We start from the raw sequence: 21,582 nt of genomic DNA on the forward strand, positions 1-21,582 counted from the left end.
ACGCTGGTTGACAGCCCTAAGACGCTTCACCATGTTGCGCCGCGTTCGACCGCCACTCCCGAAAGCTTGACCATGAAGCTCGTCATCGTTGAAAGTCCCAATAAGATCAAGACGATCAGCGGCTATCTCGGCAAGGACTACGAGGTCCTTGCAAGCTTCGGTCACGTCCGCGATCTGCCGGCCAAAGATGGTTCGGTGCTGCCGGACGAAGACTTCGCGATGAGCTGGGAGGTCGACGCGGCGTCCAAGAAACGCCTCAACGATATCGGCAACGCGCTGAAGAATGCCGACGAGCTGATCCTCGCCACCGACCCGGATCGCGAAGGCGAAGCGATCTCGTGGCACGTGCTCGATGTGCTCAGGCAGAAGAAGCTGGTCAAGGACAAGCCGGTCCGGCGCGTCGTCTTCAACGCCATCACCCGGGACGCAATCACCGAGGCGATGCGCAATCCGCGCGACATCGATGAGCCACTGGTCGATGCCTATCTGGCGCGCCGCGCCCTCGACTATCTCGTCGGCTTTACCCTATCCCCGGTGCTGTGGCGGAAGCTCCCGGGCTCGCGCTCGGCCGGCCGCGTGCAGTCGGTGGCGTTGCGTGTCGTCTGCGACCGCGAGTCAGAGATCGAGAGGTTTCGTCCGCAGGAATACTGGTCGGTCGGCGCGCGCCTCAACGAAAAGGGCCGCAGCTTCGAGGCGCGGCTCTATTCAGTAGACGGCAAGCGGACCGACAAGCTCGACGTGGGCACCGGCTCCGAAGCAGAGGCGCTGAAGGCGGCAATCGAAGCCGGTACATTTTCCGTTACCGCCGTCGACAAGAAGCCCACCAAGCGCAATCCGTATGCCCCATTCAGCACCTCGAGCCTGCAGCAGGACGCGTCCTCGCGTCTTGGCTTTGCCCCGGCGCGCACCATGCAGATCGCGCAGCGCCTCTATGAGGACGGCATCATCACCTATATGCGAACCGACGCCGTGCAGATGGCGCCGGAAGGCATCGAGCAGGCCCGCCGCGCCATCGTGAAGAACTTTGGCGCCGACTACCTGCCCGAGAAGGCCCGCATCTACTCGACCAAGGCCAAGAACGCGCAGGAAGCGCACGAGGCGATCCGCCCGACCGATATGTTCCGTCACCCCGATACGCTGCGGGGCGACCCGGACAAGCACCGCCTGTACGAGCTGATCTGGAAGCGCACGCTCGCCAGCCAGATGCGTTCGGCCGAGATCGAGCGCACCACGGCCGATATCTCGGTGTTTGCCACCAGCCGCGACATTGCGTTGCGCGCCGTCGGCTCGGTCGTCACTTTCCCCGGCTTCCTCGCGCTCTACGGCGTCGAAGCCAAGGAGGATCGCGATCCCAACGCCGAGGAAGACGAGGACAGCCGCGAGCTGCCGCCGCTCAATGTGGGAGACCGGCCGAAGCTGGAACAGGCGCTGATCGAGCAGCACTTCACGCAGCCGCCGCCGCGTTATTCAGAAGCCAGCCTGATCAAGAAGATGGAAGAGATCGGCATCGGTCGCCCGTCCACCTACGCCGCGACCATCTCGGTGCTGCAGGACCGGAACTACGTGCGGCTCGAAAAGCGCATGTTGATCCCTGAGGATCGCGGCCGCATCGTCACCGCTTTCCTCGAGAGCTTCTTCACCCGCTATGTCGAGTATGGCTTCACTGCCGCGCTCGAAGAGCAGCTCGACCTGATCTCGGACGGCAAGCTCGCCTGGAAGGACGTGCTGCGCGACTTCTGGAAGGATTTCCAGGGTCATGTCGAGGAGATCAAGGACCTGCGCGTCTCCGAGGTGCTCGATGCGCTCAACGAGATGCTGGCCGACCATATCTTCCCGGCCAAGGCCGACGGGTCCGATCCGCGCCGCTGCCCGAACTGCGGCGAAGGCCAGCTATCACTGAAGCTCGGCAAGTTCGGCGCTTTTATCGGCTGCTCGAATTATCCCGAATGCCGCTACACCATGCAGCTCTCCGATGCCGCAACCGGCGGCGCCAGCGAGGCCGGCGCCGGCGACGGCATCATCGGCACTGATCCCGAGAGCGGGCTCGAGGTGGCCTTGAAGTCGGGCCGTTTCGGTCCATATGTGCAACTGGGCGAGGGCGCCGAGCCGAAACGCTCGTCGCTCCCCAAGGGGTGGACGCCCGACAGCCTGACGCTCGAAAAGGCGCTGCAGTTGCTGTCGCTGCCCCGCCCGGTCGGCAACCACCCGGAGACGGGCAAGCCGATCAGCGCCGGTATCGGCCGCTATGGGCCGTTCATCCTGCATGATGGCACCTATGCCAACCTTCCCGAGGTTGAAGAGGTGTTCACCGTTGGGCTCAACCGCGCGGTCGACCTGCTCGCCCAGAAGGCAGCAGGCGGCGGACGGTTCGGTCGCGGCGGTGGCGGTACCCCGGCGGCGATCAAGACCTTCGAGCACGATGGCGGCACCATCTCGGTGCGCGCCGGCCGCTATGGCCCGTACGTGAATCAGGGCAAAGTGAACGCCACGCTGCCCAAAGAAGTTAAGCCCGAGGACGTGACGATCGAGCAGGCGCTCGAACTGATCGCAGCCAAGGGCGGTGCATCCGGCACCAGGAAATCCTCGTCGCGGTCGGCCGGCGCCAAGAAGGCGCCAGCGAAGAAAGCGGCGGCCAAGAAGACGACAACCAAACCCGCGGCCAAGGCCAAGTCGACTGCAAAGACGGCGACCAAGCCCAAACCCGCGGCGAAGACGAAGGCGGAGACACCCGCCTAAAGAAAGCGACAATGGCGAGAGCGCCAAAAACCAAGACCACACCCAAGGGCCCACGGCAGTTTGCCGTCGGCCAGCTCCCCTCACGCGAAGCCATCCTCGAAGCGATGGCGCAGCAGCCGACCCTTGATGGCAAGCGCGATCTGGCGCGCCATTTCGGCATCCACGGCGACATGCGCACCCCGTTCAAGGTGCTGCTCAAGCAGATGGAGGGCGAGGGCTTTATCGCCCGGACCCGCAAGCAGATCCGGCCGACCGCCGCCCTGCCCGCGGTCACCGTGCTCGACGTCCCTGCCGACGCCGACCCCGACAACCTGCACGCCTTCCCGGCGCAGTGGAACGACGAGGAAGGCGCGCGCCCGCGCGTCATGATCAAGCAGCCGCGGGATGCCCGCGTTGCTCCTGCCCCCGGCGATCGCATCCTGGCGCGGATCAGCGCCGGCGATGGCGAGCTGCCGGACTACACGGCGCGGGCGATGAAGATCCTCGACAAGCCGCGTCGCGGCCAGATCGGCATCGTCCGTATGGACGAGGATGGCGCGCGGCTGATCCCGGTCGATCGCAAGCAGAAGGAAATGCGCATCGACGGCGGCGATCTCGGCAGCGCCCGCGACGGCGACCTCGTCGAAGTCGAGATCAAGCTCACCGGCCGGCTGATGATTCCCAAGGCCAAGGTGACCAACGTCATCGGGAACCCCAAATCCGAGGGGGCGGTCTCGATGATCGCCATCCATAACCTCGAGATTCCTTACCGCTTCCCCGCCTCGGTGACGAAAGAAGCCGAAGACGCCAAGGAAACCACGATCAAGGGTCGCGAGGACTGGCGGCACATTCCGCTCGTCACCATCGACCCGGTCGATGCCAAGGACCACGACGACGCGGTCTATGCCGAGCCCGATACCGATCCGAAGAACGCCGGCGGCCACATCGTCTATGTCGCGATCGCCGACGTCGCAGCCTATGTCCGCCCCGGCACGGCGCTCGATCGCGAAGCCTATATCCGCGGCAATTCGGTCTACTTCCCCGACCGGGTGGTGCCGATGCTGCCCGAGCGCATCTCGAACGACCTCTGCTCGCTGCGCGAGGGCGAGAACCGCCCGTCGCTGGCCGTCCGCATGGTGTTCGACCAGAACGGCAAAAAGCGCAGCCACAGCTTCCACCGTGTGCTGTTCCGCTCGGCCGCCAAACTCAACTACCAGCAGGCGCAGGCGGCGATCGACGGCAAGCCGGACGACAAGACCGGGCCGATCCTCGACAGCATCCTCCGCCCGCTGTGGGCCGCCTACGGCGCCATGGCGAAGGCGCGGGACAATCGCGGACCACTCGACCTCGACCTGCCCGAGCGCAAGATCATCCTCGACAAGACCGGCATGGTCGTCGACGTGAAGGTGCCCGAGCGGCTCGATGCGCACCGGCTGATCGAAGAGATGATGATCGCCGCCAATGTCGCGGCCGCCGAAACGCTGGAAAAGCACAAAAGCGCCCTGCTCTACCGGGTGCACGATACGCCGAGCCAGGAGAAGCTGGTGGCGCTGCGCGACTTCCTGAGCTCGCTGCAGCTGCCGGCGCCGAAATCGGATGCAGTGCGGCCGGCGGATTTCAACCGCATCCTCGATAAGGCGCGGACCGACGGCAAGATCCAGCAGGTGTCGGAGATCATCCTCCGCACCCAGGCGCAGGCCGAGTATGCCGCCGAGAACTACGGACATTTCGGCCTCAACCTCGACCGCTATGCGCACTTCACGTCGCCGATCCGCCGCTATGCCGACCTGATCGTGCACCGGGCGCTGATCAGTGCGCTGGACTTGGGTAAGGATGGGCTCACCGACGGCGAGATCGCCAAGCTGCCGGGCATCGCCCAGCACATCTCGTCAACCGAGCGCCGCGCCATGCTGGCCGAACGCGAGACCATCGACCGGCTGCTGGCGCAGTTCCTTGCCGCGCATGTCAACGCCAAGTTCGAGGGCCGCATCTCGGGCGTCACCCGCTCGGGGCTGTTCGTGCGGCTGAGGGACACCGGCGCCGATGGCTTCATCCCCGCCTCGACGCTTGGCCAGGACTATTATCGCTTCGTCGAGGAGATGCAGGCGATGGTGGGCGACCGCACCGGCGAGACCTTCCGTATCGGCGACGATGTGAGCGTCCGGCTGCTCGAAGTCGCCCCGGTTGCCGGGGCGTTGCGCTTCGAACTGCTGAGCGAAGGCAGCCGCGGCGTTCCGTCATCTGGCGGGCGTCAACGCAAAGGACCATCTACCACTCGAGGCAAGGCGGGCGCCTATCGCAAGCTCGCCAAACGAAAGAGATAGCGATGGCGGTCGAGATCGGTTTTGTGCGTGAGCAGCGCTCGCTGTGGAAGGCAATCGGCAATGGCGTGCTGTGCCGCTGCCCGAATTGCGGCAAGGGCAAGCTGTTCCGCTCCTACCTCAAGATCAACGACACCTGTGCCGAGTGTGGCGAAAAGCTGAGCGCGGCGCGTGCCGACGACTTCCCGCCCTATATCGCCATCTTCATCGTCGGCCACATCCTGGTCGGCTGGATGCTGCATGCCGAAATGAGCGGGCCGGTCGACCCGATGCTTTATGTCTGGACGATGATTCCGGCGGCCATCGTCCTGCCACTGATCATGCTCCCCTCGATCAAGGGCGCGGTGATCGGCCTGCAGTGGGCCAACTACATGTACGGGTTCGATCCGACGCGCGGCGATACTTCGAAGAGCGACGTCTGAACCCGCGCCGCTTGACATCGGCCCGAAAATCCGTAGGTTCCGGCCAAATTTCCACAGGCCGGTTGGCCGGTTGAATTCACAGCCCCGCGGATAGCGCGCGGCAAGCCGTTTCAAGGAAACACGACCATGGCCAAAGCCGTATCCCTCAAGATCAAGCTCGTGTCGACCGCCGACACCGGCTTCTACTACGTCACCAAGAAGAACTCGCGTACCCAGACCGAGAAGCTCTCGTTCAAGAAGTACGACCCGGTTGTGCGCAAGCACGTCGAGTTCAAGGAAGCCAAGATCAAATAATCTGGCCTTTCCTGCCGCTTTCAAAGACCCGCGCTCCTGAGCGCGGGTTTTTCGTTATGGGCCTCACGAAGTTCGTGCGCGATAGTACGAAGAAGTTCGTGATGGACATCACGAACGGAAAACGCCCGCCCCGGTATAAGGGGCGGGCGTCTGAAGAAGCGGCTGGTCCGCGGCGGCATGTCGAAGAGGCCACTCTTGCCCGCTGCGAACCAGCCTCCCTACGGACCCAGGAGTTGCGGCGGACCTGAGGAGAACCGTAGGGGTGACTGCTGACACCGAAAGTGTCGGCGTTATTTCTATGGGTACAGCTTAACCCTTTCTGGCGTCGGAGCAAGTAGCCGCTCCACAACGTTACTAATCCTTAACCTTAATATTTCGGGCGGGCGCTGATCGCGACTAGGCGGCGTCGACGACGACGCGGTTCCGCCCCTCGCGCTTGGCGCGATAGAGGGCCACATCGGCGCGCTTCAGCAGCAGCTCCGGCGTGTCGGTTTCGTGCTCGTTAAGCGCCATGCCAACCGACACCGTGACCGGCAAAGGCCGCCCGTTGCCGGCCTCGAACCCCTTCTCCGCCACGGCGCCGCGTACCCGCTCGGCGACGCTGTGCGCCTGCCTTGAGTCGGTATCGGGCATCAGCACCACGAACTCCTCGCCGCCAAACCGGCAGGCGAGGTCGACACCGCGAATATTGCGGCGCAGGCGGTCCGCGAACTCGCGCAGCACTGCATCGCCCGTGTCGTGGCCGTGGGTGTCGTTGACTTCCTTGAAATAGTCCATGTCGATCAGCATCACCGCCATGTCGCGGCCCTGCTGTTGCGCCTTCTGCAACAGGATCGACAAATGCCGCTCGAAGTAGCGCCGGTTGTAGAGCCCGGTCAGTTCATCGGTCACTGCCAGCGCCAGAGTATTGTTGACGCTCTGGCGTAGTTCCACGGCATAACGCTGGCGGCGAATCTGGGTTCGCACCCGCGCCATCAGCTCGTTGCGCTCCACCGGGCGCATGATGAAGTCGTTGACGCCGAGATCGAGGCCACGGACCACGCGCGGCCGGTCGTCCTCTTCGGCGATCAGGATGATCGGCAGGGTGCGCGTCTGCTCGGCAGTCCGCATCTGCGAGCAGACCCGCAGCGGATCGAAATCGCCGAGCGCCATCGACACCAGCGCCAGCTCATAGTCGCCACCGCTGACCGCCAGCACGGCGTCGGCCGGGTTGGCGAGGATATCGATGCGATTGTGCGCCTCGAGGTAGCCGCGGATGCGCTCGGCGTGGCGCAGGTCGGGATCGACCAGGAGGATACGACCGTCATTGTGATCGATCGAATCCATCGCCCGCATGGCGTCCTCGATGGCGATCTCCTGGCCGGTGCGCGCCCGGGCCCTGAGCTCGTCGGTCAGCGCCTTGAGACGCACCAGGCTCTTCACCCGTGCCATCAGCTGAATGTCATCGACCGGCTTGGTCAGAAAATCATCGGCGCCGGCCTCGAGCCCGCGTACCCGGTCGGAGGGCTGGTCGAGCGCCGTCACCATCAACACCGGGATGTGACTGGTCCGCCGATCGGCCTTCAGCCGCCCGCAGACCTCGAAGCCGTCCATTTCGGGCATCATCACGTCGAGCAGGATAATGTCGATCTCGCCCGCGGCGCAGATCGCCAGCGCTTCCTTGCCGGAAGCTGCCGTAACGACGTCGAAATACTCGGCCGAAAGCCGCGCCTCGAGCAGGCGGACATTCGTTGGAATATCGTCGACGATCAGCACCCGCGCCGTCAAAGACCTCAGGCCCCGCGATTTGAGGAAATCTGCCCGAATGCCATATAGGGCAAAGCCTAGTTGGCAGGCCCAATGTAGCGGGCAATGGTTTCCAAAAAGTGAGGCACGGAGATGGGTTTAGAGATGTAACCCTCGCAGCCGCCCTGGAGGATTCGCTCCTCATCGCCCTTCATGGCGAAGGCGGTCACGGCGATGACGGGAATCGACATCAGCTCGTCGTCTTCCTTCAGCCACTTGGTGACCACGAGGCCCGAAACCTCCGGCAGCTGGATATCCATCAGAATCAGGTCGGGGCGATGCGCTCGCGCAAGATCCAGCGCCTCCAGGCCATTGCGGGTCTGGATGATCGAATATCCACGCGATTCAAGCAGATCGTTGAAGAGCTTCATGTTGAGCTCATTGTCTTCGACGATCATGACGGTCTTGGGCATACGGGACTCAAATCCACCCTGAACGGGGCTGGCGGGCCCTCGTGTTCTGCCCGAAGTTCGGGGTAACATCAATCCGATACCCATCGAGAGCCTGCCCTTGCCGAAAACCCTCGAACTCACTTCCCGCAGCCTGGGCGAGCTCTGCCTGCACCAGCTCGCCGAGAACCCGGCACAACTGGCCGAGTTCATGACCATGACCGGATACTCGCCCGACGCCCTGCGCAAGGCCGCCGGCGGCGACGGGCTCGACCGCGGGCTGATCGATTATTTCGCGGCCAACGAGGCGCTGCTGCTCGCGCTATGCGCCAATAACAGCTTCAGGCCGGACGACTTCATGCGCGTCTGGGCTCGGCTCAACCCGGCGGGATGAGGCTATGCTGGCGATTTGCCGCGACTGTTCGGCGACGGTGGAGGCCTTCGAGGCCCCTACCCGCTGCCGCACCTGCGGATCGCCCAGAATCAGGGCGCATGACGAGTTGGGCGCGCTCAGCATCGCCCATGTCGACTGTGACGCCTTCTATGCATCGATTGAGAAACGCGACGACCCGAGCCTGGTCGACAAGCCGCTGATCATCGGCGGCGGCGTGCGCGGCGTTGTCTCCACCTGCTGCTACATCGCGCGGCAATATGGCGTGCGCTCCGCCATGCCGATGTTCAAGGCGAAGGAACTCTGCCCGCACGCCGTGGTGATCCCGCCCAACATGGCGAAATACGTGGCGGTCAGCCGCGAGATCCGCACGCTGATGGATCAGCTGACGCCGCTGGTCGAGCCACTGTCGATCGACGAGGCGTTTCTCGATCTCACCGGTACCGAGGCGCTGCATAAGGCCAAGCCCGCCGTGGTGCTTGCCCGGTTCGCTAGACGCGTCGAACAGGAGATCGGCGTCACCATCTCGGTGGGCCTCAGCCACAACAAGTTCCTCGCCAAGGTCGCCTCCGACCTCGACAAGCCGCGCGGCTTTGCGGTGATCGGCAAAGCCGAAACCGTGGCGTTTCTCGCGCCGCAGCCGGTGACGTTGATCTATGGCGTCGGCAAGGTGTTCGCCGAGACGCTGCGCAAAGATGGTTTTGAGACCATCGGTCAGCTGCAGCAGACGCCGCCCGAGCAGTTGATGCGCCGCTACGGCGATTCCGGCGCCCGCCTCGCGCGGCTGGCGCGCGGCGAGGATGCCCGCGCCATCTCGACCGACGACCAGATGAAAACGGTCTCCGCCGAGACCACCTTCAACACCGACCTGAGGACGTTCGAGGACCTTTCGACCGAGCTGCTGGCGCTGTGCGAGCGCCTCTCCGAGCGGCTCAAGGCCAAGTCGATCCTCGGCGACACGGTTACGCTCAAGCTCAAGTCGGCAGGTTTTCGCTTGCGCACCCGGGCCCGGCAATTGATGATCCCGACACAGCTTGCCAACGTGCTCTACGAAACCGGCGTGCAGCTTCTCGCTCGCGAGATCGACGGGACGGCGTTCCGGCTGATCGGGATTGGCGTCAGCGGCATTTCGGAGGCCGACGGCATCGATCCGGTCGACCTGATCGAGCCGGGAATCGCTCGGCGCGCCGCGGCCGAACGGGCCATTGATCGTGTACGCGATCGCTTCGGCCGGGACGCGGTGATCCGCGGCAAGCTATACGACCGGGTGAAGGCTCGCGCCGCCCGTAACGCAGACAAAGACGAAGAGAACCAGGATGACCAGCCCCCTCGATAAGCTCCGCGAATATGGCTACGAGCTGCCGCAGCCGAAAGCGCCGGTCGCCACCTATGTGCCGATCACCCGGACGGGCAACATCGTCTACGTCTCCGGTCAGATCTCCTCGGGTGCCGATGGCGTGGTGACGGGCTTGCTCGGCGACACCATGAACGTCGTCCAGGGTGGCAATGCTGCCGAGCTCGCGGCGGTGAATTTCCTCAGCCAGATCGTTCACTCGGCCGGCGTCGACCTCAGCAAGGTCAAGCGGGTGCTGAAGCTCACGGTGTTCGTCGCCTCTACCGCCGAGTTCGCCGAGCATCACCTCGTCGCCAATGGCGCCTCGAACCTCATCGTCGGCGTCTTGGGCGACAAGGGCAAGCATGCGCGCTCCGCTGTCGGCATGGCCGCCCTGCCGCTTGGCGCCGCGGTCGAAGTCGAAGGCATCATCGAAGTCGAAGAGTAAGGGACGGGCGACGCGAAAGTGTCATGTGGGGCTGCTAGCGCCCGGGCGTCCTGAACCCCATATGACGGCTTAACAGCATGTGCGCCAAACCCAATTTCGATCGTCCCATTGCCCACCGTGGTCTGCATGACCGCGGTCGCGGCATCATCGAAAACACCGCGAGCGCCTTCGCGGCGGCGATCGAGGGCGGCTACGCCATCGAGTGCGACGTCCAGCTCAGCCGCGACGGCATCCCGATGATTTTCCATGACGACGACCTCGACCGGCTGACCGGCGTTGCCGGTCCGGTCGGCGCTCGGAGCATGGCGGAGCTCTCGACCTACACGCTGCTCGACAGTGCCGCCGGCGATACGCCGCAGCGGTTCGACCAGTTCCTGGCCCAGATCAACGGCCGGGTGCTGCTGCAGATCGAACTTAAGCAGCAACCCAACCAGGCCGCCACCGAGGTGCTGGCGCAGACGGTGATGGACGGACTCAAAGGCTATCGTGGGCCGGTGACGCTCGAGTCGTTCGACCCTAAGCTCATTATCGAGGTGAAAAAGCGCGGCGCTACCATGCCGGTCGGCATCGTTACCTATGCCTATGACGAGCCGGAATGGGACCAGCACCTCAGCGACGCCACCAAGTTCATGCTGCGGCACCTGCTGCACTGGCCGGTCAGTCGCTTCGATTTCATTTCCTGCCGCGACAAATCGCTCGAGCTGCCGGCGGTGAAGCTGTTCCGTTCGTTCGGCATGCCGGTCACCGCCTGGACCATCAAATCTCCAGCCGCGGCGCTCGCCGTGCTCGGCAGGGCCGACCAGATCGTGTTCGAGGGGTTCGATCCGCCAAGTGCCTGAGGAAACGCTCAGCGCCGACGTACTTAGCTCCATCGCGGAGATCCCCGCGGCGGTGTGGAACGCCTTGGCGCCTCAGCATGACGGGCTGGTCGACAACCCGTTCCTCGATCACCGCTTCCTGCTCGCGCTCGAACAATCCGGCTCCGCCTCCAACCGCACCGGCTGGCAGCCGCAGCATCTGCTGCTGAGCGACAGCACCGGCACCCTGGTCGGCGCCATGCCGCTCTACCTCAAGTCGCATTCGCAGGGCGAATATGTCTTCGATCATGGCTGGGCCGATGCGTTCCAGCGCGCCGGCGGCGAGTATTATCCAAAACTGCAATGCGCCGTGCCGTTCACCCCGGTCACCGGCCCGCGCTTCCTCGCCAAAGACGATGCCAGCCGCACGGCGCTGATCCGCACGGCGGAGACGCTCGCCACCCGCAACAATATCTCTTCCGTGCACGCCACCTTCGTCAGCGAGGCCGAGGCCGACCTCGCCCGCGGCTCGGGCTGGCTGGTCCGCCACGACACCCAGTACCACTGGCACAATGATGGCTTCTCGAGTTTTGAGGATTTCCTTGGCACCCTGTCGTCGCGTCACCGCAAGGTTACCCGTCGCGAGCGCCGTGATGCGCTGGAAGCCGACGGCCTGACCGTCAAATGGCTGACCGGCGCCGACCTCACCGAGGCGGTCTGGGATCAGTTCTTCGAGTTCTACCAGGATACCGGCAGCCGCAAGTGGGGCCGCCCATACCTGAACCGCCGCTTCTTCTCGCTGCTCTCAGAGGCGATGGCCGATCGGGTGCTGCTGATGTTCGCCTATGATGGCGACGAGCCGATTGCCGGCACGTTCTCGATGATCGGCCACGACCGACTCTACGGCCGCTACTGGGGCGCCACCCGCAATGTGCCGTTCCTGCATTTCGAGCTCTGCTACTATCAGGCCATCGACTACGCCATCGCCCACAAACTGCCGGTGGTTGAAGCCGGGGCGCAGGGCGAGCACAAGCTGGCGCGCGGCTATGCGCCTGCCACGACCCGCTCGGTCCACTGGATTGGCCACCCCGGTCTTCGCGACGCCGTCGCCCGCTTTGTGGCGCAGGAGCGTGCCTCGGTGGCGCGCGAACAGGAACAGCTGGAACGCTACACCCCATTCAGACATGGGGACCCGCATTAGCTGGGAGTTGCACCGGGCCCGGCACTGTGGTTCGAAGGCACCACACTGGACGGGCTCGGGTCTGGCGCGGTATTTTCCTGCCTCAGCCAGACCATACTGTCGATAGATATGACGGCCGCCTCCTCTCGAGGCCCTGGAGACCGAATGAGCAAGCGCATCGCCGTAGCCGCGATTGGGACGATGGGGGATGTGCAGCCCTTCGTCGCGCTTGCACTGGCGCTGAAAAAGCGTGGTCACTCGGTGGTGCTGTGCGCCACCAACGATTTCGAGGGTTTTGTTACCGGCCACGGCGTCGAGTTCGCGACGCTGGGCAGCGATATCCAGGCGTTCATGCGGCAGAGCCAGTTCGACAACGTCATGTCGAAGAACTCGCTGCTCTACGCGCCAAAACTGCTGCGCGACGGCCAGAAGATCATGAAGACGGCCTGCCGGCACCTCTGGGCCACCGCCCAGGACGTCGACGCCATCATCTTCCACCAGACTACCAATTTCGCCGTCGATGTCGCCGAGGCGCTGGATATTCCGGCGATCATGACCGCCTTCCAGCCGATCAACCCGACCGGCGAGTTCCCGTATTTCGGCTATGACGGCCCGCCGCCCGAGCCGCTGTTCAACCGCATCAGCCTCGATCCGCTGTTCAACCGGCTGAGCTACGTGGTGCAGGCAGCGCACCAGAGCTACTACGATTTTCCGCGTGACCGGATGCGCGCCAAGCTGCTCGGGCTCCGCAGCCGCAAGCGCTCGGGCTTTTCGAAGAACGCCCGCGGTGAGCCGATCCCGGCACTGCACGCCTACTCGCCGGTGATCTCGCCGCGCCCCGGCGACTGGCCGGAGACCACCACCGTCACCGGCTTCTGGCGGCTCGACGACATTACCGGCTGGGAGCCGGACGCGGCGTTCCGCAAGTTCCTCGATGCCGGCGAAGCGCCGATCTATCTCGGCTTCGGTTCGATGCCGTGGGGCGCGGCGCGCAACACCGAGATCATCACCAAGGCGCTGCGGGAGTGGGGCGGCCGCGCGGTGGTCGGCAAGGGCTGGGGCGGCATCAAGGCCGAGGACTTGCCCGATACCGTCTACACCATCGACAAGGCGCCCCACACCAAGCTGTTCCCGCTGATGAAGGCACTGGTGCACCATGGCGGCGCCGGCACCACCTATGCCGGCCTCTATGCCGGTCGCCCGACCTTCGTCGTGCCACACTTCTTCGACCAACCCTATTGGGGTCGCCGCGTCTACGAGCTGGGCTGCGGCCCTGCCCCGGTCCGCCTCCGAAAACTCACCCCCGGAATCCTCGCCTCGGCGCTCGAGGAACTGGCCACCGATGCCACGTTCCAGATCGCCGCGACTGAACTGCGCGACCGGCTGGTGCTCGAGGACGGCACCGGGCTCGCCGCCGACATCGTCGAAGAAACGATCGAGAGCTATCCGGGCAACCTCTACGACACCGACGATGTGATGGAGACCGCCTCGTGACCGCCTACGACCCGAGCAACATCTTCAATAAGATCATCAAGGGCGAGATCCCGTCCCACAAGGTCTACGAAGATGCGGACGTCCTGGTCATGATGGACATCTTCCCGCAGTCCAAGGGCCATGTGCTGATCATCCCCAAGGCCGCGTCGCGTAACCTGCTCGATGCCGATCCGGCCGTGCTCGCCCGCACCATCCCGCAGGTGCAGCGGGTGGCGAGGGCAGCGCAGAAGGCGCTGAACCCCGACGGCATCCGCGTCGTGCAGTTCAACGAAGCGCCGGCCGGGCAGTCGGTGTTCCACCTGCATTTCCACGTCATCCCGGTCTACGAGGGGGTCGAGCTCGGCCGCCACGGCCAGGGCAAGGCCGATGACGCCGAGCTCGCCGCGCAGGCCAAGGCCATCGCAGCAGCACTCTAGGGACCTCGAATGTCCGGCTATGCCAGCGTGGATGCCGATATCGACGCCTGGATAGACAGACATCAGTTGGTCCTCTTTTCCTCGTCGGGCGGTGAGGAGTGTCGTTCTGCCTTCCTTTCCAGCGACGGTGGCGACACGTTCCAGATCTGGGTCGACCTGCCGACGGACGAAAACGTCACCGTGGGCCTCGCCTGGATCAATGGACCTATCGAGCGCCCGACTGCCCCCGAGCCGAAATGGATCGTCCCCACGGCCGAGATCAGCTTCGCGCTTGAGCGAGCGATGGCCGAAGCGCTCGCGCTGATGGCCCCTCAGGGCGCTATTTTCCTTCACGGCCGCAGCAGCAATGACGCCCGCGCCGCAGCTCAGCCTCGGCCTGCTGCTCACCGCCGCCGCCGGGATGATCGACGTCGTCGGCTTCATTGAACTGGGCGGTTTCTACACCTCGTTCATGAGCGGCAACACCACGCAGCTCGGCGCCGGTCTCGCCGAGCTCGGCCCGGCGCTGGCGCTGCCTGCCGGGCTGATCGTGATGTTCGTCGTCGGCAGCTTTTTCGGCAGCCTGATCGGCGGCACTACCGACCGTCGGCGCGCCATGGGCGTGCTGGCGCTGGTGCTGGCCGGCCTCGGCGTCACGCTGGGGCTCAGCGGGCTGGGGTTCTCGGCAGCGCAGGCAATGCTGGCGCTGGCGACCGCCGCAGGCTCGCAGAACGCCATCATGTCACCGCGCGGCGCCGTCCGGCTGGGCGCGACCTTCGTTACCGGCACCCTGTTCGCTGTCGGCCAGGATCTTGCCCGCACGGTGCGCGGCGAAGCGCCGCCGCTGCGTTGGGTGCAGCACCTGCTGGTCTGGCTCGCCCTGTTGGTCGGCGCCCTCATCGGCGGCCTCGTCTATGGCGCCTGGCATCTATGGGCGCTCGCCCTGCCCGCGACGATCTATGTGGCGTTCTTCGTCGGGCTGGCGGTGAGGCGCCAGGCAATGCATTGATAACGATTGTGTGCCGTTAGTTGCGGGGCCGATCTGCGGCTGAGGAGAGTTCCTCCGCGCTGGCGTGAACTGGGGGGGTTCGATGGGTGACCAAGGCACTGAAGGCCTTCTTTCTCCGCTATTGCGGCGGGCGCGGGTCCAGGCTGCCAAGCCCTTCCTGGTGGGTAGCGTGCTCGACTTCGGGTGCGGCGGCGGCAATCTGGCCGCGTTCGTGTCAACTGACCTCTATGTCGGATTTGATCGCGATCGCGTTGCACTGGGGAGCGCCGCGGGCACTTACCCTGCGCACACATTCACCTCTAGCTTGCCGACCGGCGCGTTCGACACAGTCGTGGCCCTCGCTGTGATCGAGCACATGCAGGACCCGGGTGCCGCCGTGGCGCAATGGCGAGACCTGCTGACGCCCGGCGGCCGCATCGTGCTGACGACGCCGCGCCGGGCGCTCAGACATGTTCACGAGATCGGCGCTGCCGTCGGGCTGTTCAGCAAAGAGGCGGCAGATGAGCACGAAGTCATGTTCGAGCGGGACGGGCTGACGCAGTTGGCGCAGGAAGCCGGAATGATCGTTGCTCGTTACGAACGGTTCCTGTTCGGCGTGAACCAGCTCGTGGTCATGGCACGAGCCTAGCCGTTCGAGCCCCTTCGCAGCGTAGTAAGCAGACGATGACATGCCAGCGACGCGCAGCGCCCCGTGGGAGAAGACCGCCAGCTAACTGAGGAACTCGGTCCGGGCCCGCTCGATCACCAGCGACCGGATGGCGACGTTGCGCGGCTGGCCGAGGACGAACAGGATCGACTCGACCACATCCTTGTCGCTCAGCGCGTCTTCGACGCCGCGCGGATGGTCCCAGTTCTCCTCGAGCGGTGACGTGTCCTCGATGTGGCCGGGATAGACCGAGGTGACGCGTACGCTGCTGCCGGCCATCTCCTCGGTCAGCGCCTGGACAAAACCGTTCTGGGCGTGCTTGGCGGCGACGAACGGCACCGATGAGCCGCGCATCCGCGCATAGGGCAGCCCGCTCATCGACACCACGGTATGGATATCGGCCTCGGGCCGCTTCAGCAGCAGCGGCAGCAGGCGCCTGGTCAGTGCCATGGTGCCGGTTACCGTCGAGTCGACGATTGCGGCGATCTGCGCATCGGTCATCGCCTGGTAGGCGCCACCCACCCATTGCGAGCCGGAGTTGACGAGGATGTCGAGCTCGGGGTGCACGGTGGCGATCTTGCTCGCGGCGCCGGTCAGCGACAGCGGGTCGGCGAGATCGCAGACGAAGGCGTCCGGCCGCTTGCCGGTCCGCTGCTCGATCGCATCGGCCACGGCGCCGATGCCGGCGGCATTGCGGCCGAGCAGCAGCGGGATCATGCCGCGGTCGGCCGCGACGATGGCCAGCGCTGCCCCAAGGCCGCGCGCCGCGCCGGTTATCGCGATGGTCTTGCCCTCAAGTCCCATTCATTCCTCCCCCGTTACTGACCCAAGAAAAAGGCCGGGATCGCTCCCGGCCTTGCATAAGTCCCTGCATGGGATCTCAGCTTTTTTCTTCTGCCGGCTTGTCGGCGGCGGCCTTGGCCTTCTTGGCCTTGGGCGCGGCGATGGCCTTGGGCCGGGCCGGCCGCGGCGGAACCGCGATCAGCTCGAGCTTCGACTCCGTGCCGACGCCGACCACTGCGACAGTGACCGAACCACCGTTCTGCAGCTCGCCGAACAGCACCTGGTCGGCCAGCGGCTTCTTGACATGCTCCTGGATCACGCGGCCCAGCGGGCGGGCGCCCATGCGCTCATCATAGCCGCGGATCGCCAGCCACTCGGCGGCTTCCGGGGTCAGTTCGATGGTCACGCCGCGCTCGGCCAGCTGGCCTTCGAGCTGCAGCACGAACTTCTCGACCACCCGACGGACGACTGCCGGCGGCAGCGGGCCGAACGAGATGATGGCGTCGAGGCGGTTGCGGAACTCCGGCGTGAACATCCGGTTCACCGCTTCCTCGTCATCGCCCTGCTCGCGCTTACGACCAAAGCCGATCGGCGATTTCTGCAGCTCCATGGCGCCGACATTCGAGGTCATGATCAGGATCACGTTGCGGAAGTCGACCGACTTGCCGTTGTGATCGGTCAGCTTGCCGTGGTCCATCACCTGCAGCAGGATGTTGAACAGGTCCGGGTGGGCCTTCTCGATTTCGTCGAGCAGCACCACGCTATGCGGATGCTGGTCCACGCCATCGGTCAGCAGGCCACCCTGGTCGAAGCCGACATAGCCCGGAGGGGCGCCGATCAGCCGCGACACGGTGTGCCGTTCCATGTACTCGGACATGTCGAAGCGCAGCAGTTCCACGCCCAGCGTATCCGCCAGTTGCTTGGCCACCTCGGTCTTGCCGACACCAGTCGGGCCGGTGAACAGGTAGGAGCCGATCGGCTTTTCCGGTTCGCGCAGGCCGGCCCGCGCCAGCTTGATCGCCGACGAGAGCGCGGTGAGCGCCTGATCCTGGCCGAACACCACGGTCTTGAGATTGCTCTCGAGGTTGGCGAGGAGTTCAGAATCCGACTTCGACACCGACTTGGGCGGGATACGAGCCATCGTGGCGATGGTCTGCTCGATATCGGCGACGTCGATGGTCTGCTTGCGGTTCTCCGGGGTCAGCAGCATCTGGCTGGCGCCGGTCTCGTCGATCACATCGATCGCCTTGTCGGGGAGCTTCCTGTCATTGATGTAGCGCGCACTCAGCTCGACGGCGGCCTTCAGCGCCTCGTCGGTGTATTTCAGCTTGTGGTAGTCCTCGAAATACGGACGCAGGCCCTTCACGATCTCGATCGCATCCGGGATGGTCGGCTCGGCGACGTCGATCTTCTGGAAGCGACGGACCAGCGCCCGGTCCTTCTCGAAGAACTGCCGGTATTCCTTGTAGGTGGTCGAGCCGATGCAGCGGATATTGCCCGAAGCCAGAGCCGGCTTCAGCAGGTTCGAGGCATCGAGCGCACCGCCCGAAGTGGCGCCGGCGCCAATCACGGTATGGATCTCGTCGATGAACAGAATGGCGTCCGGGTGCTTCTCCAGCTCCTTCATCACGGCCTTCAGCCGCTCTTCGAAGTCGCCGCGATAGCGGGTGCCGGCCAGGAGGGAACCCATGTCGAGCGCATAGATCACCGCCTCGCGCAGCACCTCGGGCACATCGCCCTCGATGATCTTGCGGGCGAGGCCCTCGGCAATGGCGGTCTTGCCCACGCCGGCGTCACCAACATAGAGCGGGTTGTTCTTAGAGCGGCGGCAGAGGATCTGGATGGTGCGGCGCAGCTCGCTGTCGCGGCCGATCAGCGGATCGATCTTGCCGGCCCGGGCCTTCTCGTTGAGGTTGACGCAGAAATCGGCCAGCGCCGAGCTTTGGCCATTGCCGGCGCGCTCGCCTTCTTCGCCCTGCCCGTTCCCGGCCGGGGACTCGGCACCGCGCACGCGACGCTCCTCGCTCGGCCCCGATTTGGTGATGCCGTGCGAGATGAAGTTGACTGCGTCGAGCCGCGTCATGTCCTGCTGCTCGAGGAAGTACGCGGCATGGCTTTCGCGCTCGGCGAAGATGGCGACGAGCACGTTGGCGCCCGTAACCTCTTCCTTACCGGACGACTGCACATGGATCACGGCGCGCTGGATGACGCGCTGGAACGCCGCGGTCGGGCGCGCGTCCTGCCCGTTGGGCACGACGAGGCTGTCGAGCTCCTCGTTGATGAAATCCTCGAGGTCCGACTTCAGCGCTTCGATGTCGACATCGCAGCCGGTCAGCACCGCGATGGTGTCGCGGTCGTCGGTCAGCGCCAGCAGCAGGTGCTCGAGCGTGGCGAACTCATGCGCCCGCTCGCGTGCCAGGTTCATCGCCTGATGGAGGGCCTTCTCAAGTCCGCGGGAGAAAGAGGGCATATGTCGGTTCCTATTGCTTTTCCATCACGCACTGAAGTGGGTGCTGGTTCTTGCGGGCCGCGTCCATCACCCTGGTGACCTTGGTCTCGGCCACCTCGAAGGGGTACACACCACATTCGCCGACGCCCTGGTTGTGGACGTGGAGCATGATGCGCATGGCCTCTTCGCGGGTCTTGTTGAACACATCCTGCAGCACCAGGACGACGAACTCCATCGGGGTGTAATCGTCGTTGAGCAGCAGCACCCGATAAAGACTGGGCCGTTTGCTCTTGGTCTTCGGCTTCGTGATGGTCGCCGTATCGTTCTTGCTTCCCCCATCGCCCTTACCGCTCTTGCGGTCATCGTCGGCCCCGCGCGGCGGCATCACAGATGCACCAGTGGTCGGGAGCGTCAGTTCGATGGCTGCACGCATGGCTCGGGTCTGGGGGAGATCGGTTCGAAGCAGCATGGTGAGGCCATTATGTAGGCAAAACTCTCTGCCTGTTAAGTGCCGAACTACCTAAACTTTGGAGCAGGTCGCCGTGTTCGCCGGCCCTTAACCAAGTGCCCGAAATCCATCGCATTTTACGGAATGGTAAGACGGGCTGCCTAAGGTGGTGGGTAACAGGGAAGGTGACTGGTCTCGTTTGGGGAGGATCAGCCGCAGCTTCTCGAGGCGTTGAGTACGGGCGGCGTTTGCGCCCGAGAGTAGTTGGAGTACCGGGTGCTTTCCGAGAAGCATTTTTCCCATTCGCGCGCGCTGTTCCGGCGTATTGCCACGGCAATCGCGCTGACCCTGGCACTGCTGGTGCCGATGATCTCGGCTGCCGAAGCGGCGACCGTGTCGCGCAAGTTCGCGGGCATCGTGGTCGACGCCAAATCCGGCAAGATCCTCTACGAGAGTTCGGCCAACGCGGCGCGCTATCCCGCCTCCGTCACCAAGGTGATGACCCTCTACGTCCTGTTCCAGGAATTGGAGGCCGGTAACATTACGTTGAAGACCAAGTTCACGGTGTCGAAATACGCCGCGCAGGCGGTACCGACCAAGCTTGGGCTCAAAGCCGGCTCGACCATCACCGTCGAGAACGCCATCAAGGCGATCGTCACGATCTCCGCCAACGACATTGCCCGCGTCATCGCCGAGAACATCTCCGGCTCCGAGAGCGCCTTCGCCAAGCGCATGACGGCCACGGCCAAGGCGCTGGGCATGTCGAACACCACCTACCGCAACGCCTCGGGCCTGCCTGACAAGGGTCAGGTCACCACCGTTGCCGACCAGGCCATCCTCGGCATCGCCGTCTACCAGCACTTCCCGAACTACTACGAGTATTTCCAGACCCGGAGCTTCTCGTACGGCAAGCGCACCTACGGCAACCACAACCGGCTGCTCGGCAATAACGGCGTCGACGGCATCAAGACCGGCTACACCAATGCGTCGGGCTTCAACCTTCTGACCGCGGCGCGCGCCGACGGTCACCATATCGTCGTCGCCGGCTTCGGCTTCGACTCGAGCGGCGCCCGCGACGCCAAGGTGCGCGAGCTGGTCAAGAAATACCTGCCCAAGAGCCGCAGCGGCGGCTACCTCGATGTCGCCATGATCCCGCAGCCGGGCCGCAAGGGCGCGACCGTGATGGTCGCCTCCACCGATCCGGTGCCGGTGATGCCGGCCCCCTACCCGTCGTTCCGGATCGGTGGCGCCACCGTCAGCGTCACTGCCAAGCTGCAGCCGACCGAAGCGACGCAGCAGCCCGACGACATCGTGGTCGCCTCGATAGGCGAAGCAGCGCCGCTGCCGGAGGCCCGTCCTGCCGATCTCGGCTTCGATGAAGCCGTGCAGGCCGCCAATACGCTCGCCAGCCGGCCGACCATTGCCAGCATTGCGCCGCAGCAGGAGCGCCCGCTCGACGTGATCGGTGCCTGGCTCAGCGACACCTTCTCGCTCGGCGCGGCTCCTGCCCCGCTCGGCCAGACCGCGCCGTCGGCGCCGCTGCTGCCGCCGGTCGGCATCGGCGAAGAAGGCCAGCCGATCGACCTGATGACCTCGGGCGGCATCGGCGACACGGCCCCCGATATCATTGAAGACCAGCCTGCTCCGGCGCCGCTCGCCGTCGAGGTGGCCGAGGTCCCGCAGGAAGTCAGCGGCGGCTGGATCGTCCAGATCGGCGCGGCGCCGACCGAGGGCGGTGCCAACTCCCTGATCAGCGACGCTTCGTCCAAGGTCGGTAACCTTGGCGTGGCCCGCTCCTATGTCGAGCGGTTCGAGAAGAACGGGCAAGTGTTCTTCCGCGCCCGCTTCGGTGGTTTCAGCGACCGCGATGCCGCGGCCGGTGTGTGCAACGAGCTGAAGAAAGCCAAGATGAGCTGCCTCGCGATGCAGTCCTAAGACGCGAAAAGCAGCCGCCTCAGGGAAGCGAATTTGTGGCCTGTGTTGGAGTAGCCCAAATGAGCGATACGTCTAGCCTTTCCGAACTCGCCCGATTTGTAGGGCAGTCGGCCCTCGCGTCCGAAGATGCCGTTGTCCGCAGGCAGGCGGTCAATGCCATGGTGACGCGGTTCAACCCCGGCCTGAAGCGCCGCGGCGTCGGCGATCTGCTCGGCGTGGTGATGGCGCTCAGCGCCCGCACCCGTCGCATGCTGATGCCGCATGTCGAGATCGAACTCGATGTGTTCGACCCGGCGGGCAGCCGGGCCGTCAAAGTTACATTGCCCCGCCGAAATTAAGGTCCGCCGC

At 64.8% G+C, this 21,582-nt stretch carries 21 protein-coding genes; 16 read left to right on the forward strand and 5 right to left on the reverse strand.

From position 1 onward, the window contains the following. Positions 1-72: 72 nt before the first annotated feature. From topA to rpmG, 4 genes are all read left to right on the forward strand, one after another. Positions 73-2,736: a type I DNA topoisomerase gene (topA, locus tag VW23_RS24385; RefSeq protein ID WP_069912084.1), complete on the forward strand. Its 2,664-nt coding sequence runs from the start codon at positions 73-75 to the stop codon at positions 2,734-2,736. 11 nt (positions 2,737-2,747) lie between these two features. Next, positions 2,748-5,039, forward strand: a complete 2,292-nt coding sequence (gene rnr, locus VW23_RS24390) for a ribonuclease R (protein ID WP_069912085.1) — start codon at positions 2,748-2,750, stop codon at positions 5,037-5,039. Positions 5,040-5,041: 2 nt separating this feature from the next. Further along, on the forward strand, positions 5,042-5,458 hold the full coding sequence (locus VW23_RS24395; RefSeq protein WP_069912086.1) for a DUF983 domain-containing protein: 417 nt from the start codon (positions 5,042-5,044) through the stop codon (positions 5,456-5,458). 126 nt (positions 5,459-5,584) lie between these two features. Then, on the forward strand, positions 5,585-5,752 hold the full coding sequence (rpmG, locus tag VW23_RS24400) for a 50S ribosomal protein L33 (RefSeq protein WP_055048921.1): 168 nt from the start codon (positions 5,585-5,587) through the stop codon (positions 5,750-5,752). 396 nt (positions 5,753-6,148) lie between these two features. Here rpmG and VW23_RS24405 read toward each other — a convergent pair whose 3' ends face one another. Beyond that, entirely contained in the window at positions 6,149-7,519 is a 1,371-nt protein-coding gene (locus tag VW23_RS24405; protein ID WP_069912087.1) for a PleD family two-component system response regulator, read from the reverse strand. Between the two features lie 56 nt (positions 7,520-7,575). Continuing rightward, positions 7,576-7,950, reverse strand: coding sequence for a response regulator (locus VW23_RS24410; protein ID WP_055878215.1), 375 nt, complete (start codon positions 7,948-7,950; stop codon positions 7,576-7,578). 97 nt (positions 7,951-8,047) lie between these two features. Between VW23_RS24410 and VW23_RS24415 the strand changes: the two genes are divergently transcribed. The 10 genes from VW23_RS24415 (at position 8,048) to VW23_RS24455 (ending at position 15,601) form a co-directional block, all read left to right on the forward strand. Then, positions 8,048-8,320: a DUF3572 family protein gene (locus VW23_RS24415; protein ID WP_084646438.1), complete on the forward strand. Its 273-nt coding sequence runs from the start codon at positions 8,048-8,050 to the stop codon at positions 8,318-8,320. 4 nt (positions 8,321-8,324) lie between these two features. Then, positions 8,325-9,653: a DNA polymerase IV gene (locus tag VW23_RS24420; RefSeq protein WP_069912088.1), complete on the forward strand. Its 1,329-nt coding sequence runs from the start codon at positions 8,325-8,327 to the stop codon at positions 9,651-9,653. After that, positions 9,634-10,098 carry a RidA family protein gene (locus tag VW23_RS24425; protein WP_069912089.1) on the forward strand — a complete coding sequence of 155 codons (465 nt, stop codon included), beginning with the start codon at positions 9,634-9,636 and terminating at the stop codon, positions 10,096-10,098. Before VW23_RS24420 ends, VW23_RS24425 begins: the two co-directional genes overlap by 20 nt. 77 nt (positions 10,099-10,175) lie before the next feature. After that, entirely contained in the window at positions 10,176-10,937 is a 762-nt protein-coding gene (locus VW23_RS24430; protein ID WP_069912090.1) for a glycerophosphodiester phosphodiesterase family protein, read from the forward strand. Continuing rightward, positions 10,930-12,096, forward strand: a complete 1,167-nt coding sequence (locus VW23_RS24435) for a GNAT family N-acetyltransferase (RefSeq protein WP_084646439.1) — start codon at positions 10,930-10,932, stop codon at positions 12,094-12,096. Before VW23_RS24430 ends, VW23_RS24435 begins: the two co-directional genes overlap by 8 nt. Positions 12,097-12,240: 144 nt before the next feature. Next, on the forward strand, positions 12,241-13,569 hold the full coding sequence (locus tag VW23_RS24440) for a glycosyltransferase (RefSeq protein WP_069912091.1): 1,329 nt from the start codon (positions 12,241-12,243) through the stop codon (positions 13,567-13,569). Next, positions 13,566-13,985, forward strand: a complete 420-nt coding sequence (locus tag VW23_RS24445; protein WP_069912092.1) for an HIT family protein — start codon at positions 13,566-13,568, stop codon at positions 13,983-13,985. The genes VW23_RS24440 and VW23_RS24445 overlap by 4 nt, the downstream gene beginning before the upstream one ends. 9 nt (positions 13,986-13,994) lie before the next feature. Further along, positions 13,995-14,411 carry a hypothetical protein gene (locus tag VW23_RS28725; RefSeq protein WP_141728482.1) on the forward strand — a complete coding sequence of 139 codons (417 nt, stop codon included), beginning with the start codon at positions 13,995-13,997 and terminating at the stop codon, positions 14,409-14,411. Further along, complete coding sequence (locus tag VW23_RS24450) at positions 14,332-14,973, forward strand: YoaK family protein (protein WP_069912093.1); 642 nt, start codon at positions 14,332-14,334, stop codon at positions 14,971-14,973. Before VW23_RS28725 ends, VW23_RS24450 begins: the two co-directional genes overlap by 80 nt. A gap of 82 nt (positions 14,974-15,055) precedes the next feature. Beyond that, positions 15,056-15,601: a class I SAM-dependent methyltransferase gene (locus tag VW23_RS24455; protein WP_069912094.1), complete on the forward strand. Its 546-nt coding sequence runs from the start codon at positions 15,056-15,058 to the stop codon at positions 15,599-15,601. An 81-nt stretch (positions 15,602-15,682) separates the two neighbouring features. On the opposite strand, the gene VW23_RS24460 is transcribed toward VW23_RS24455, so the two are convergent. From VW23_RS24460 to clpS, 3 genes are all read right to left on the reverse strand, one after another. Then, positions 15,683-16,423, reverse strand: coding sequence for an SDR family oxidoreductase (locus VW23_RS24460; RefSeq protein WP_069912095.1), 741 nt, complete (start codon positions 16,421-16,423; stop codon positions 15,683-15,685). Between the two features lie 76 nt (positions 16,424-16,499). Further along, positions 16,500-18,872 (reverse strand): ATP-dependent Clp protease ATP-binding subunit ClpA, encoded by a 2,373-nt coding sequence (gene clpA / locus VW23_RS24465; RefSeq protein WP_069912096.1) that lies wholly within the window; start codon positions 18,870-18,872, stop codon positions 16,500-16,502. A 10-nt stretch (positions 18,873-18,882) separates the two neighbouring features. Further along, a complete protein-coding gene (clpS, locus tag VW23_RS24470) occupies positions 18,883-19,236 on the reverse strand; it encodes an ATP-dependent Clp protease adapter ClpS (RefSeq protein ID WP_055879781.1) in 354 nt (117 codons plus the stop codon). A 339-nt stretch (positions 19,237-19,575) separates the two neighbouring features. On the opposite strand from clpS, the gene VW23_RS24475 reads away from it, so the two are divergent. Then, positions 19,576-21,234, forward strand: coding sequence for an SPOR domain-containing protein (locus VW23_RS24475; RefSeq protein WP_084646441.1), 1,659 nt, complete (start codon positions 19,576-19,578; stop codon positions 21,232-21,234). A gap of 59 nt (positions 21,235-21,293) precedes the next feature. Next, positions 21,294-21,572 carry a hypothetical protein gene (locus VW23_RS28730; protein WP_141728483.1) on the forward strand — a complete coding sequence of 93 codons (279 nt, stop codon included), beginning with the start codon at positions 21,294-21,296 and terminating at the stop codon, positions 21,570-21,572. The last annotated feature ends 10 nt before the right edge of the window (positions 21,573-21,582 follow it).

This window comes from Devosia insulae DS-56 (assembly GCF_000970465.2).
GTDB lineage: Bacteria > Pseudomonadota > Alphaproteobacteria > Rhizobiales > Devosiaceae > Devosia_A > Devosia_A insulae.